The following is a 12,422-nucleotide window of genomic DNA, read 5'->3' as shown; positions in this document are numbered from 1 at the left end:
TACCCTTAGGGCTATGCCGTACAGCTCGCCGCTGCTCGAAATCCCCCGCGCGGTCGCCGCGCCCGAGGGCCATCCGGAAGCCGGAGTTCCGTGGCACTGGGGCGATCCGTTCGCCGAGCAGCGCACCGCCGCCCGAGGAGTGGTCGTGATCGACCGCTCGCACCGAGAAATCCTCGCTGTCACCGGCGAGGAACGCTTGTCCTGGCTGCATTTGGTGATCTCGCAGCACGTCACCGAACTCGCCGGAAACACTGGCACCGAAGCGCTCGTCCTCGACAGCCAAGGCCACGTCGACACCCACTTCGTGCTCGCGCACACCGGCGACACGGTGTACCTCGACAGCGACCCCGGCCCGCTCGTCACGAGCGCGTTGCCCAAGGGCGGCAAGCAAACCCTGCGCGAGTACCTCGAAGCGATGAAATTCTGGTCCAAGGTCGAGATTCGCGACGCGACGGAAGAGCTGGCCGTTCTCACCGTGCTCGGCCCGGAGACCGACAGCGTGCTCGGCGTGGAACTCGGTGCCGAGCCGTACTCGGTGGCCGCGCTGCCCGAAGGCGGTTTCGCCCGGCGGATGCCGTGGCCGACGCGAGCGGGCGCGGATCTCGTGGTGCCGCGCGCTCAGCTCACTCAATGGTGGCAACGGCTCACCGACGCCGGCGCGCGTCCGGCGGGCTCGTGGACCTTCGACGCGCTGCGCGTGGAATCGCGGCATCCGCGGCTCGGCGTCGACACCGACGAGCGGACGATCCCGCACGAGGTCGGCTGGATCGGCTCGGCGGCGCACGTCGCGAAGGGCTGCTACCGCGGCCAGGAGACCGTCTCGAAGGTGCACAACGTCGGCCGCCCGCCGCGGTATCTCGCGCTGCTGCACCTCGACGGTTCGCCGGAGATCACGCCGGAGACCGGAGACCCGGTGAAGCTCGGCGAGCGGGTGGTCGGCCGGATCGGCACGGTCGCGCAGCACCACGAACTCGGGCCGATCGCGCTGGCGCTGGTCAAGCGCTCGGTGCCGGGCGGGGCGGAACTGCTGGCCGGCGACGAGGACCGAGTGGTCCAGGCCACTGTCGATCCGGACTCGGTGCCGGGCGAGCACGCGGCGCCCGGACGGGAAGCGGCGCAGAGACTGCGGGGCTGAAGTGAACTCGACGGTAGCGTCGTCGCCGAATGTGGAGCAGGATGTGCCCGTGATCGAAGTGCGTCCCGGAGGGCGACGACGGATCGACCGCGTCCTCGGCCCGGGATACCTCACCGGATTAGGCGACTTGCCGCTCCCGGTGCTGCGCGAGCGGCGCGACGAGGCCGCGCAGGAAGAGACAGACCTGTCCTACCTGCGCCGGCTCCTGCACGCCCGCATCGACATCGTGCGCGCCGAACAGGAGCGCCGCTCGTCCGGCGGGGAAGCCAGCATCGTCGACCGGCTCGCGTCGATCCTCGCCGACAACGCGCTCGGCCCGGCCGCCGGTTCGGGCCGCCACCAGCAGCTCGAACCGTCCCGCGCGGGCGAGCACCGCAGGCACGCTGAGGCATTGATCGGCGACACCGGGCTCACCGACGTCGGCTCGCTCACCGACGACAAGCTCGCCGCCGCGCTGGACACGTACGCGGCCGAGGAATCGTCCGTGTCCTCCTTCCGCCGCCAGGTCCAAGGCGTGATGGACACGCTCAACGCCGAGATCGCCGCGCGCTACAGCAGCGGAGCGGCCACTGTGGACCAGCTGCTGGACAGCGAACTGGGGCGCGTCGAGGAATGACCGGCCAGCCGATCCTCGTGGAGGTCGTCCGGAACGGGTTCGTCGAGAGCGTCCATCACGGATGTCTCGTCGTGACCGCGCCGGACGGCTCCGTCCAGTTCTCCGCGGGCGACGTGACCAGCCCGTTCTTCCCCCGGTCGGCGAACAAGCCGCTGCAAGGCGTCGGGATGCTCCGCGCCGGGCTCGGCTACGACGGCGCGGACCTGGCGCTCGGCTGCGCCTCGCATTCCGGCGAAACCGGACATCTCGAGCGCGTCGCGGCGATGCTGTCCGCGGCCGGGCTCGATCCGTCGGCGCTGGCCTGTCCGGCCGAGCTGCCGATCGGCGAGGACGCCCGGCGCGCGGCCGACGAGCCGCGGAAGATCACGATGAACTGCTCCGGCAAGCACGCCGCGATGCTCGCCACCTGCGCCGCGAACGGCTGGAAGACCGACGGCTACCAGCTGCCGGACCATCCGCTGCAGGTCCAGCTCGCGAAGACGGTCGAGGAGCTGACCGGCGAAGCCATCGCCGCGGTCGGGGTCGACGGCTGCAGCGCCCCGCTGTTCGCGTTCTCGCCGACCGGCCTCGCGAGGTCGTTCGGACGGCTAGCGCAGGCCAGCGAGGGCACTGACGAACGCCGGGTAGCCGACGCGATGCGGGCGCATCCGTGGCTGGTCGCGGGCACCGGCCGGGAGGACACCCGGCTGATGCAGGCCGTGCCGGGGCTGCTGTCGAAGAGCGGCGCGGAGGGCGTCCTGGCGTTCACGCTCGGCGACGGCACCGCGTGCGCGATCAAGGTCGCGGACGGCAACAAGCGGGCCTTGGCGCCGCTGGCCATGGCCGTCCTCGGCCGCCTGGGCATCGAGACGCCGGAAGCGCTGGCCGACCTGGCTCACCCGCCCGTGTACGGCGGCGGCGAACGCCAGGGCGAGCTGCGGGTCAGTTGGAGTGCTCCTTAGCCGCGAGGTCGCCCCAGAACTCGCGCAGCTGCGAAAACAGCTCGGCCAGTTCCTCGACGTTCCCGGTGCGCAGCGCGTCGAGGATGTCGTGGACCTCCTCCGCGGTGGAGTCGGCGTCCAGCAGCGAGTCGGCGAACAGCTGCACGAGACCGCCGTAGTCCAGTTCGACCACCGAGTCCGGGTCGAAGCTCTCCAGCCACTGCCGGGTCTGCGAGAGCACCCGGCCGGGACCGGAGTCGCCGAAGGTCGTCTCGATCAGCTCGCCCGCGTCGGACGCCCGCCGCAGCGCCTCGGACATCGGCGTTCGCCAGGACGCTTCCCGTGTCGGGTCGGCCGGGCCGCTGCCGAGCACGAGCTTGCGCTCGTCCGGGTCGACCAGCGAGAACCAGGGCAGCGGGACGGTCCAGGTGGTGGTGAGGGTGTGCGCGGCGGTGGCGGTGAGGTCGGTCATCGCGGCTTTGGTCTGGGCGCGGGCGCGATCCGCGGTGACGCCGCAGGAGTCGAGGACCGCGATCCGCAACGCCGGCTCGGCGTCGGCGAGGAAGGTGCTCAACGCGGCGGCCGAGCGGGCGCGCAGTTCGAGCGGGCACGCGAACGGGCCTTCGGCCGGGTGGCCGGCGGGGACGTCGGCCGGATCGAGCACGAGCACGTCGTTGACGAGGCTCGGCGAGGGCCGTCCGTCGCGCAGCTGCGCGGGCAGCAACCGCACCGGCGCGGCCGCCTGTGACTTGAGCCACATCCACTGTTCGCGTTCGCCGATCCCGACCCGGCTGAGCCCGCCCGCGAAAACGGCCTGGACCAGCTGTTGCGCGGGAGGATCGCCCAGCGCGCGCAGAGGTTCGTACACCCGCAGATAGGCCACGAAGGGTCGGAGCACCCGAGCATCGTGGCACGCCGACCAGGGCCGATCGGCATCGACGTGCCGGTAACCGGCGTCCGGCGGACACTGTCGCGACGAGCACACCGTGCCACGTCGCATCCAACCCCCGGGACACGGTACGGTGTCAGCAGGAAAGAACTGTCGAGACGATGCGGGGCCGCCGATTCCCCCGGCCGCCCCGCCCCTGTGCGAGGGGGTCGAGCCATGGGGCGCGGCCGGGCTAAGGCCAAGCAGACGAAGGTGGCGCGCGAGCTCAAATACAGCTCCCACGAAACCGACTTCGATGCTTTGCAGCGCGAGCTGTCGAGTAGTTCCTCGGACAACCACGAGGACGACAAGCGGTACGAGGACCCGTACGACGACGGGTACGACGAGTACCGCCGTTGACGCAGGCACACGACACGCGAGGGCGGAATCGGACCGAGGTCCGAGACGCCCTCGTGCGTTGTGTGCTGCCCGTTTTCTCCGGCTCTGCCGGTGAGGTGACGAAGGAGTTGGACGGGTGAGCGACATCGCACGAGTAGGTGTGGTCGGAGCCGGGCTGATGGGCTCCGGCATTGCCGAGGTGCACGCCAGGTCCGGGTTGGACGTGCTGGTCACCGAGGTGAACCAGCCCGCCCTCGACGCGGGCAAGGCGCGCATCGAGAAGTCGCTGCAACGCGGCGTCCGCAACGGCAAGCTGGCCGCCGAGGACGCCGAAGCGGCGCTCGGGCGGCTGCGCTTCACCACGGACATCGCCGAGTTCGCCGACCGCGATCTCGTCGTCGAGGCCATCCTGGAACAGGAGCAGGCCAAGGTCGACGTGTTCCGGGCACTGGACAAGATCGTCGAGCGCGAGGACGCGGTGTTCGCGTCCAACACCTCGTCGATTCCGATCATGAAGCTCGGCATGGCCACCGGCCGTCCGCAGCAGGTCGTCGGCATCCACTTCTTCAACCCGGTGCCGGTGCTGCCGCTGGTCGAACTGGTCCCGTCGCTGCTGACCAGCGAGGAGACCGCCCGCCGGGCCGAGGAGCACGCCACCGGCGCGCTGGGCAAGACGGTGATCCGGTCGCAGGACCGGGCCGGGTTCATCGTGAACTCGCTGCTCGTGCCGTATCTGCTGTCGGCGATCCGGATGATCGAATCGGGCTTCGCCTCGGCCGAGGACATCGACCGCGGCATGGAGCTGGGCACGGCGCATCCGATGGGTCCCCTGCGGTTGTCCGACCTGATCGGCCTCGACACCATCAAGGCGATCGCGGACTCGATGTACGCCGAGTTCAAGGAGCCGCTGTACTCGTCGCCGCCGCTGCTGCTGCGCATGGTCGACGCCGGGCTGCTCGGCAAGAAGACCGGCCGCGGCTTCTACTCGTACTCCTGACTTTAGTTGCGGACCTGATCAACTTCTCCCCGCTGTGCGGGGCCGGGCAGGTCGCTTGACTGTGCGGCATGACTTCGACGTTCGTCTTCGCCGCCGGTGCCAACGGCGTGTCCGCCGCCCCGCCTGAACTCGTGCTGCGCGGGTACCGCGGGGTGGGGGTGCCGCAGCCGGAGCAGCAGTTCCGGCTGTCGTACCAGGCTCCGCAGGATCTCGGCGCGTTCGCCACGGAACCCTCGGCGCTGGCCGGCGTGACGATGGCCGACCAGGTCGCGTCCACTGTGGACGTCGTCCGCCGGGCCGCCGCGCTGGGCCCGGTCGTGCTGGTCGGGTCGAGCATCGGCGGCGCGCTGGTCACGCTCGTCGCCGAAGAGGTCCCGGAGCTGGTGTCGGCGCTGGTCTACGACGCCGCGTTCTGCTGTGTCGAACTGCCGACGCCGGAGGAATACCTGGCGACGCCCGAAGCCGCGTCGTCGCAGGTCGGGGCAATGCTCGGGTTCATCGCGGCCGACCCGGCGGTGATCGGCGCGATGCGGTTCAACTGGCGTTCTTCGTCGGCGGAGGCGTTGACGGCGGCGAAGGCGGCGCTCTGCGCGGACGCCACCGACGGCGAGTTCTACGCCCTGCTCAACGCGATGGCCCCGGACGACATTATCGGCCGCAGCGCGACCGACTCGCGCGGCACGGCGGAGCGGTGGGGGCGCGTCCCGCGGTTCTACATCCGGCATCTCCAAGACCGTCTGGTGCCGCTCGCCCTGCAGGACCGGATGATCGCCGAGGCCGACGCGCGCACGCCCGGCACGCAGTTCGAGGTGCACGACATCGACACGTCGCACTTCCCGAACGCGGCTGGGATGGCCCAGTTCGTCGAGGTGCTGGACAAGGTCGGCCAGTCGGTCAGCTGAACGCCGCTCGTCGTGCGGCCCGGCGCAGCACGGTCAGGATCGCCGGGCCCAGCACGAGGATCGCGACCAGGTTCGTGAGCGCGCGGCCGGTGTCCCAGCCCAAAGTGGACGTCAGCACGGTGAAGACCAGGAACCGGTGCAGGTTCTCGGCGAGCGGGCCGCCCGGGACGAAGTCCAGCGCGGTGTGGCCCGCCAGGAACGGCCAGGTGAACAGGCTCATCGCGAGGCCGTAGAAGTAGGCGGCGACCACTCCGTAGGCCGCCAGCATCGCGATCTCCCACCGGCCCTTCGCCCGGCGCGGCAGCAGCCCCGCGCCAAGGCCGACCAGCGAAGACGCCAGCATCTGGAACGGCAGCCACGGCCCCACGCCGCCGGTGAGCAGCGCGGACGCGAACAGCGACGTCGAGCCGAGGACGAACCCGAAGCCCGGTCCGAAGACCCGCCCGGCCAGCACGAGCAGGAAGAACACCAGCTCGATCCCGCCGGTGCCCGCGCCGAGCGGACGCAGCGCGGCGTTCACCGCGGACAGCACGCCGAGCAGCGCGAGCGCCTTCGCGTCGAGTCCGCCGCTGGACAGCTCGGCCAGCACGATCAGGATCAGCACCGGCAGCGTCACGAGGAAAACGAACGGCGCGTCGGTCACGTGTGCGGAGGTGCCGACGGTGCTGCGGGCGAGCAGCGGCCAGCAGAACATCGCAAGCCCGACCACGACGGCGGCCGTCAGCACCAGCGCCGTGCGGTGCCGGATGCGGACGGCTGAGCCTAGGAAATCGGTCACGCCAGCGCCTTCGCCACCGCGTCCACGGTCAGCCACGGCTCCGGCGCGAGGATCTTCGCCACCTGCGGGGCGAAGGCGGGCGAGGCTACGACGACGTCCGCGGTCGGCCCGTCCGCGACCACCTCGCCCTCGGCCAGGACCACGACGCGATGTGCGGCGGAGGCGACGAACTCGACGTCGTGGGTGGCCAGCAGCACCGCGTGTCCCTCGGCGGCCAGGTCGGCGAGGATGGTCGCGAAGTGCCGTTTCGCCGGGTAGTCCAGGCCGCGGGTCGGCTCGTCGAGCAGCACGACCGGCGGGGCGGCGGCTAGTTGCACAGCGAGGACCAAGGCGAGTCGCTGGCCTTCGGACAGGTCGCGCGGGTTGGTGTCGTCTTGGATACCCGGTACGAGACGGTCGAGCAGCTTCCGTGCGGTGCCTGGCGTGACGTCCGATTCGACGTCGGCCTGTCGGCATTCCGCGCCGACTGAGTCGAGATACAGCAGGTCAGACGGCGTCTGCGGGACCAGACCGACCCGCGCGCGGGCAGCTCGCGAGCGGAGCGTCTTCGGGTCCGCACCAAGGACGTCGACCGTGCCGTCGGAGCGGGGTCCGCTGCCCTGCAACGCCCACAGCAGCGAGGACTTGCCCGAGCCGTTCCGGCCCATCAGCGCGACGACCTCGCCTTGGTTCAGCCGCAGGTCAACGCCGCGAACCGCGTTCACGCCCCCATACCGGACCCGCACGCCCCGCGCGGTGAGGACCGTTTCGCCAGAGCGTTGTGCCGCTTCAGCGGGGCGACGTTCGGCTAGGCGTTCCCGCAGTGGACGGGCGAGCCGACGGGCGTCGCGGACCGAGAGTGGCAGCGGCGACCAGCCCGCGAGTCGACCCAGTTCCACGATCGGCGGCGCGACGTCGGTCTCGGCGAACACCTCCGCCGGTGGGCCGGAGACCACGGTGCCGTCGCCGGGCAGGTAGAGCAGGCGGTCGGCGTACTGCGCGACGCGTTCCATCCGGTGTTCGGCGACGACGACCGTGGTGCCCAAGTCGTGCACCAGCCGGGTGATCGCGGCCAGCACCTCCTCGGCCGCGGTCGGGTCGAGCGCCGACGTCGGTTCGTCCAGCACCAGCACGCTCGGGTGCGCCGTAAGCACCGCGCCGATCGCGACGCGTTGCTGCTGACCGCCGGAAAGCGTCCGAAGTGGACGGTCGCGGAGTTCGGCGATGCCCAGCAGGTCAAGGGTTTCCTCGACGCGCTTGCGCATCACGTCCGGCGCGATGGCGAGTTGCTCCATCGCGTAAGCCAGCTCTTCCTCGACAGTGTCGGTGACGAATCCGGCCAGCGGATCCTGCCCGACTACGCCGACCACCGATGCCAGCTCACGCGGCGGATGCGTCGCGGTGTCGAGCCCGGCGACCGCGACGCGGCCGCTCAGCGTGCCACCGGTGAAATGCGGGACGAGGCCGTTAATCGCGCCGAGCAATGTCGACTTGCCGACACCGGTGCGGCCAGCGACGAGGCAGAGTTCGCCTTCCTCGATGGTCAGGTCGACGTCCCGGAGCACCGGCCGGTCCGCCCCGTCGTAGGTGACGCTGACGTGCGAAAACTCGATCATCGGGCGACCTCCGACACCAGCGCCGGACGCGGCGCGAACCAAGCGGGCGCCGCGCTGATCAGCACCGCGACAGTCGGCAGCAGCGGCAGCTCCGGCCAGGTCAGCGGGCTGGCCGGGGTGGTGAGCGAAACCGGGTCGGCGATCAGCACGAGCACCGCGGTCGCGACGCCGCACAGCGAGACCAGCGTCTCCGGCAGCCGCCACGGATCGGGCCGATAGGTCGTGCGGCGGATCTGCCGTCCGCCCAGCACGAATCCGGCGGCGGCCAGCACCAGACCGGTGACGAGCATCGGCACGCCGAGCCACGACGCGGACCCGTCGAGCACGCCGTAAACCCCCACCGCGACCCCGACCAGCCCGGCCAGCACGCAGGTCGCGATCAGCATCCGGACCCGCGGCGAGAGATACGCGCGCCGTCCGTAACCGCGAGAATCCATGGCCGCCGCGAGCTGCAGCGACCGATCCATGGCATCGGCGAGCACCGGCACGAAAATCCCCTTCACGAACCGCAGGCCGCGCGTCTTCCCGGAACGCAGCCGACGCGCACGGCGCACCCGCTGCACGCTTTCGACCAGCTGCGGAGCCACGGACAACGCGACGGTAACCGCCGTCCCCACCTCATACAGCGCCCCGGGTACGGCCTTGAGCAGGCGTTTCGGGTTCGCCAGCGCGTTCGCCGCACCGACGCAGAGCACGATCGTCGCCAGCCGGAGCCCGTCGTACAGCCCGCCGAGCAGCTCCTCGGCCGAAGTGGGGCCGAGGAGCTGAATGCCGGCGGCGACGCTCGGCAGCGGGATGGTCGGCAGCGTGAAGAGGATGTGCCCACCGTCCTCGCCGCCGATCAGGATCCGGAACAGCACGCGCGATGCCAGGATCACCGCGGCGATCCAGGCGTACATCCGGAACGCCAGCGCCCACGGCGCGTCGCCGCGACGGAGCACCACGACGAACCCGGCCACTGCGATCACAAGCGCGAGCAGAACCGGGTTCGTGGTCCGGCTCGCGGCGACGGCGAGCGCGAGCGCCCACACCCACCACGCGCCGGGATGGAGCGCTCGCGGACTACTTCCCGCCACGTTTGCGGCGAAGGAAGGGCGACTTCTCGTCAAGGTCGCGACGCGTCATGACGAACGCCCCGACCAGCGCGATCACCACCACGATCCCGACCCCGATCACCAGGCCCCACGGGAATCCACTGTCCGAAGTGGACGCCGGGGCCTGGGCAGGCGCGGCGGCCTTGCGCACCGGCTCGGTGCGCGGCGGCGGATACTCGGTGTAGGACTTGCCGATCGCGAATGACCAGCCCTCGAACGCCCCGGCGGGCGGCTTCCAGCTCTGCGCGCCGACCTGCGCCGACTCCCATTTGCCGCCGTTGGTGGCGGTCCAGAAGCTCCACGACGCCTTCTCCGGCGGCATGCCCGTGCAGGTCTGGTCGGCGGGTTTGCCCTCGATCTTGCACATCACGGCCAGGCCGTATTTGCCCGCTCCGGTGAGCTCGAAGCCCGCGTTTTGCAGGGCGGTGACGCCGTTTTCCTGCTTGCCAGGCGCGCACCGGATGAGAGTTTCCCCGCCCAGCCCCTGGAAATCGACGATTACCGTGACGCCGTTGTCGTCCTGGCAATAGCCGTCGGTGCCCTTGCCGGGCGTAGTAGCGGAGGCGGAAGAGGCTCCGCCTAAACCGGTAGCGACGAGAAGAGCGCAGCCGGCGAGGACTCGCCCCCAGTGCCGCGCGTGCACGAATCGCATGTCAGATGTACCTCGCATCGATCGGACCACGACGGGCGATCCGGCTCGCGGTCCCTCGCGGGGCCGCTCACGGTTGCGGGCCAGCGCCGGATTCTCACCGGCTTCCCCCGTTCGTGGCGAAGAACTTGTCGACGTTAACGCACCGCAGGCCCCGCTGGAAGCGACCGCGGCCACACCTACACTTCCGGGCGTGGGACAGGACCAGTTGCGCGTCGGCCTCGTAGGAACCGGACCGTGGGCCACCACGGTGCACGCCCCCGGGCTCGCGGATCATCCAGGGACCGTGCTCAGTGCTGTGTGGAGCCGCCGGCCGGAAGCCGCCGCCGCGCTCGCGCAGGCCTACGACGCCGTGCCCACCAGCGATCTGGACGAACTGTTCGAGCAGGTGGACGCGCTCGCGTTCGCGGTGCCGCCGACCGTGCAGGCCGAACTGGCCACCAAGGCAGCGGAGGCGGGCAAACACCTGATCCTGGAGAAACCGATCGCCCCCGATCTCGCCTCGGCGCAGCGTCTCGCCGACGCCGTGACATCGGCTGGCGTCGCGTCGCTGGTGATGCTGACGCTGCGGTTCGCTCAGCAGACGCGCGACTGGCTGGAGGGCGTCACCGCTGCTGGCGGTTGGCGCGGCGGCAGCGTGCGGTGGCTGTCCGGCGCGTTGCTCGCCGGGAAGTACGCGACCTCGGCCTGGCGGCAGGATCCGGCTGCCGGCGCGCTCGCCGACATCGGCCCGCACGCGTTCGACCTGCTCGACGCCGCCCTCGGCCCGATCACGGACGTCCTTGCCGCACACCGCGGCCCCGAAGACCTGTGGCAACTGCTGCTTGAACACGAAAGCGGCATCACGAGCACCGCGACGCTCAGCCTGCGCCTCCCGGTGCAGCCGACGGTGGTCGAGTACTCGGTCTTCGGCGAGCACGGCTTCCGCACGCTTGGCCGCACCGGAACGGCGAACGACGCGTACACCGCGCTGCTGGACGATTTCGCCGCGATGGTGTCGTGCGGAACGACCACACATCCCTGCGACGTCCGGCGGGGCGTGCACCTGGCTCGGATCGTGGACCAGGCGCGCGCCGCCCTTCGCTGAGGCCGTTAATTCGCTTGCCCGGTCTGAGACGATGAGCGGGAAGTTCGTTTCGGACGAAGGAATGCCTATGTGCTCCGCCACGGCCCACTCCGGCCGCGTGGCCTGAGCTGTTCGGCCTGCGCGCCGGTTGTGGGGTTCGCCCTGCCCGGTTCTTGTGCTGCATTCCTTCTTTCCCGAAAGGCTTCCACCAGAGATGTCCGCCCTTCAGGCATACGTTCGCGCGACCGCACCGATCGGCCGCGACACCGAGCGAATCGGCCCGTTCCTGGCGACTTTCGCCCAGGACAGCTCTCATCCGATGGCGAACTACGCCATCCCCGACGACGGCGCGACGCCCTCATCACTTGAGGTTGCTGCCCTGATTTCTGCTTACCAGCAACGAAATCTCCTGCCACGGCTGGAGTTCTTCACCGACGCCGCTCCCGACGTCGAGAAATCCCTTGTCACCTCAGGGTTCACGCTGGAACGACGCGTGCCGGTGATGACCTGCACCGCCGAGGACCGCGTCGATTGTGGTGCACCGGACCACATTCAGCTGCGAGAACCGTTGTCCGACAACGAATTCCGCCGCCTGCGGTCCGTGCAGAATGTCGCCTTCGGCGAGTCTCCGGAGGTGTCGGATGCTGATGTCGAACGCAACCGCAACTACCTGACCGTTCTAGCCGAACACGGCGAAACCATTGTGGGCGGCGGAGTCGCGTTGGACATCGTGTCCGGCGCAACGGAAATCGTCGGCATCGCGGTAGCGGCTGAACACCGCGGCCAAGGCATCGCGGCGGCAATCACCGCGCACCTAACCCGCCTCGCCCACGAACGCGGCGCGCGGACGGCTTTCCTTACACCGGGCGATGTCGGCATCGGCACGGTCTACCGCCGCGCCGGGTACCAGGTCGCCGGTGAGTGCGTGCACCTGTCGCTGAGCTAGTCGTCGTACCGGCCGCCGCGACCGCGCTTCACATCGCTGCGGCGCTTCTTCGCCGCCAGACGGCGTTCCTTCGAGCCTCGCGAAGGCTTGGTCGGACGCCGTTTGGCAGGCGGCGGCGCGGAAGCCTTCGTCAACACGTCAGCCAACCGCTCCCGAGCCGCGTCGCGGTTCATCAGCTGGGAGCGGTACTCGCTGGCCGCGATGGTCAGCACGCCATCGACCAGACGCGTGCCCAAACGGGCCGTGATGCGTTCCTTCAGCGCGGGCGGGATCACGGCGGAGCTCGCGACGTCGAACGACAGCTCGACACGCGAGTCCGTCGTGTTCACGCCCTGTCCGCCCGGCCCCGAAGACCGGGAGAACCGCTCTCGCAGTTCGGCGCCCGGGATCACGAACCGGGCGCCGACGCGTACGTCCTCCGCCATGTCTTCAGTGTCTCAAGACGGGGCAAGCGGCT

Annotated in this window: 14 protein-coding genes and 1 riboswitch; of the genes, 8 read left to right on the top strand and 6 right to left on the bottom strand. The window is 70.3% G+C overall.

Going from position 1 to position 12,422, the window contains the following annotated elements; genetic code table 11:
• Positions 1–13: 13 nt before the first annotated feature.
• From AB5I40_RS28580 to AB5I40_RS28570, 3 genes are read left to right on the top strand one after another with little or no spacing between them, the layout of a single operon-like run.
• Entirely contained in the window at positions 14–1,135 is a 1,122-nt protein-coding gene (locus AB5I40_RS28580) for a folate-binding protein YgfZ (RefSeq protein WP_370933239.1), read from the top strand.
• Between the two features lie 49 nt (positions 1,136–1,184).
• A complete protein-coding gene (locus AB5I40_RS28575; RefSeq protein WP_370933237.1) occupies positions 1,185–1,751 on the top strand; it encodes an aerial mycelium formation protein in 567 nt (188 codons plus the stop codon).
• Positions 1,748–2,692, top strand: a complete 945-nt coding sequence (locus tag AB5I40_RS28570; RefSeq protein ID WP_370933235.1) for an asparaginase — start codon at positions 1,748–1,750, stop codon at positions 2,690–2,692. The genes AB5I40_RS28575 and AB5I40_RS28570 overlap by 4 nt, the downstream gene beginning before the upstream one ends.
• On the opposite strand, the gene AB5I40_RS28565 is transcribed toward AB5I40_RS28570, so the two are convergent.
• Positions 2,673–3,569, bottom strand: a complete 897-nt coding sequence (locus tag AB5I40_RS28565; RefSeq protein WP_370933233.1) for a hypothetical protein — start codon at positions 3,567–3,569, stop codon at positions 2,673–2,675. The two genes, AB5I40_RS28570 and AB5I40_RS28565, sit on opposite strands and share 20 nt — an antisense overlap.
• Positions 3,570–3,776: 207 nt before the next feature.
• Here AB5I40_RS28565 and AB5I40_RS28560 point away from each other — a divergent pair, with 207 nt between their 5' ends.
• The 3 genes from AB5I40_RS28560 to AB5I40_RS28550 all read left to right on the top strand — a co-directional run bounded on the left by AB5I40_RS28560 (position 3,777) and on the right by AB5I40_RS28550 (position 5,837).
• A complete protein-coding gene (locus AB5I40_RS28560) occupies positions 3,777–3,959 on the top strand; it encodes a DUF3073 domain-containing protein (protein WP_037716129.1) in 183 nt (60 codons plus the stop codon).
• Between the two features lie 115 nt (positions 3,960–4,074).
• Positions 4,075–4,935, top strand: coding sequence for a 3-hydroxybutyryl-CoA dehydrogenase (locus AB5I40_RS28555; RefSeq protein WP_078870267.1), 861 nt, complete (start codon positions 4,075–4,077; stop codon positions 4,933–4,935).
• A gap of 68 nt (positions 4,936–5,003) precedes the next feature.
• The gene (locus AB5I40_RS28550) at positions 5,004–5,837 is read left to right on the top strand and encodes an alpha/beta fold hydrolase (protein ID WP_370933231.1); all 834 of its coding nucleotides are present in this window, start codon (positions 5,004–5,006) and stop codon (positions 5,835–5,837) included.
• On the opposite strand, the gene AB5I40_RS28545 is transcribed toward AB5I40_RS28550, so the two are convergent.
• Genes AB5I40_RS28545 through AB5I40_RS28530 form a run of 4 tightly spaced genes read right to left on the bottom strand, consistent with a single transcriptional unit; the run spans position 5,830 to position 9,956 of the window.
• The gene (locus AB5I40_RS28545) at positions 5,830–6,615 is read right to left on the bottom strand and encodes an ECF transporter S component (protein ID WP_370933229.1); all 786 of its coding nucleotides are present in this window, start codon (positions 6,613–6,615) and stop codon (positions 5,830–5,832) included. The two genes, AB5I40_RS28550 and AB5I40_RS28545, sit on opposite strands and share 8 nt — an antisense overlap.
• Complete coding sequence (locus AB5I40_RS28540) at positions 6,612–8,210, bottom strand: ABC transporter ATP-binding protein (RefSeq protein ID WP_370933227.1); 1,599 nt, start codon at positions 8,208–8,210, stop codon at positions 6,612–6,614. Before AB5I40_RS28540 ends, AB5I40_RS28545 begins: the two co-directional genes overlap by 4 nt.
• Positions 8,207–9,286, bottom strand: coding sequence for a CbiQ family ECF transporter T component (locus AB5I40_RS28535; protein WP_370933225.1), 1,080 nt, complete (start codon positions 9,284–9,286; stop codon positions 8,207–8,209). The genes AB5I40_RS28540 and AB5I40_RS28535 overlap by 4 nt, the downstream gene beginning before the upstream one ends.
• On the bottom strand, positions 9,273–9,956 hold the full coding sequence (locus AB5I40_RS28530) for a hypothetical protein (RefSeq protein ID WP_370933224.1): 684 nt from the start codon (positions 9,954–9,956) through the stop codon (positions 9,273–9,275). Before AB5I40_RS28530 ends, AB5I40_RS28535 begins: the two co-directional genes overlap by 14 nt.
• A 12-nt stretch (positions 9,957–9,968) precedes the next feature.
• Positions 9,969–10,118, bottom strand: a riboswitch (cobalamin riboswitch).
• A gap of 28 nt (positions 10,119–10,146) precedes the next feature.
• Here AB5I40_RS28530 and AB5I40_RS28525 point away from each other — a divergent pair.
• Complete coding sequence (locus AB5I40_RS28525; RefSeq protein WP_370933223.1) at positions 10,147–11,040, top strand: Gfo/Idh/MocA family protein; 894 nt, start codon at positions 10,147–10,149, stop codon at positions 11,038–11,040.
• Between the two features lie 193 nt (positions 11,041–11,233).
• On the top strand, positions 11,234–11,965 hold the full coding sequence (locus AB5I40_RS28520) for a GNAT family N-acetyltransferase (RefSeq protein ID WP_370933221.1): 732 nt from the start codon (positions 11,234–11,236) through the stop codon (positions 11,963–11,965).
• On the opposite strand, the gene arfB is transcribed toward AB5I40_RS28520, so the two are convergent.
• Positions 11,962–12,390: an alternative ribosome rescue aminoacyl-tRNA hydrolase ArfB gene (gene arfB / locus AB5I40_RS28515; RefSeq protein WP_370933219.1), complete on the bottom strand. Its 429-nt coding sequence runs from the start codon at positions 12,388–12,390 to the stop codon at positions 11,962–11,964. The genes AB5I40_RS28520 and arfB overlap by 4 nt on opposite strands.
• Positions 12,391–12,422 lie beyond the last annotated feature (32 nt).

The organism is Amycolatopsis sp. cg13 (genome assembly GCF_041346965.1).
Taxonomy (GTDB): Bacteria; Actinomycetota; Actinomycetes; order Mycobacteriales; family Pseudonocardiaceae; genus Amycolatopsis.
The sequence above is the reverse complement of the archived record's forward strand: the minus strand, read 5'-3'. Positions and strand labels throughout refer to the sequence as shown.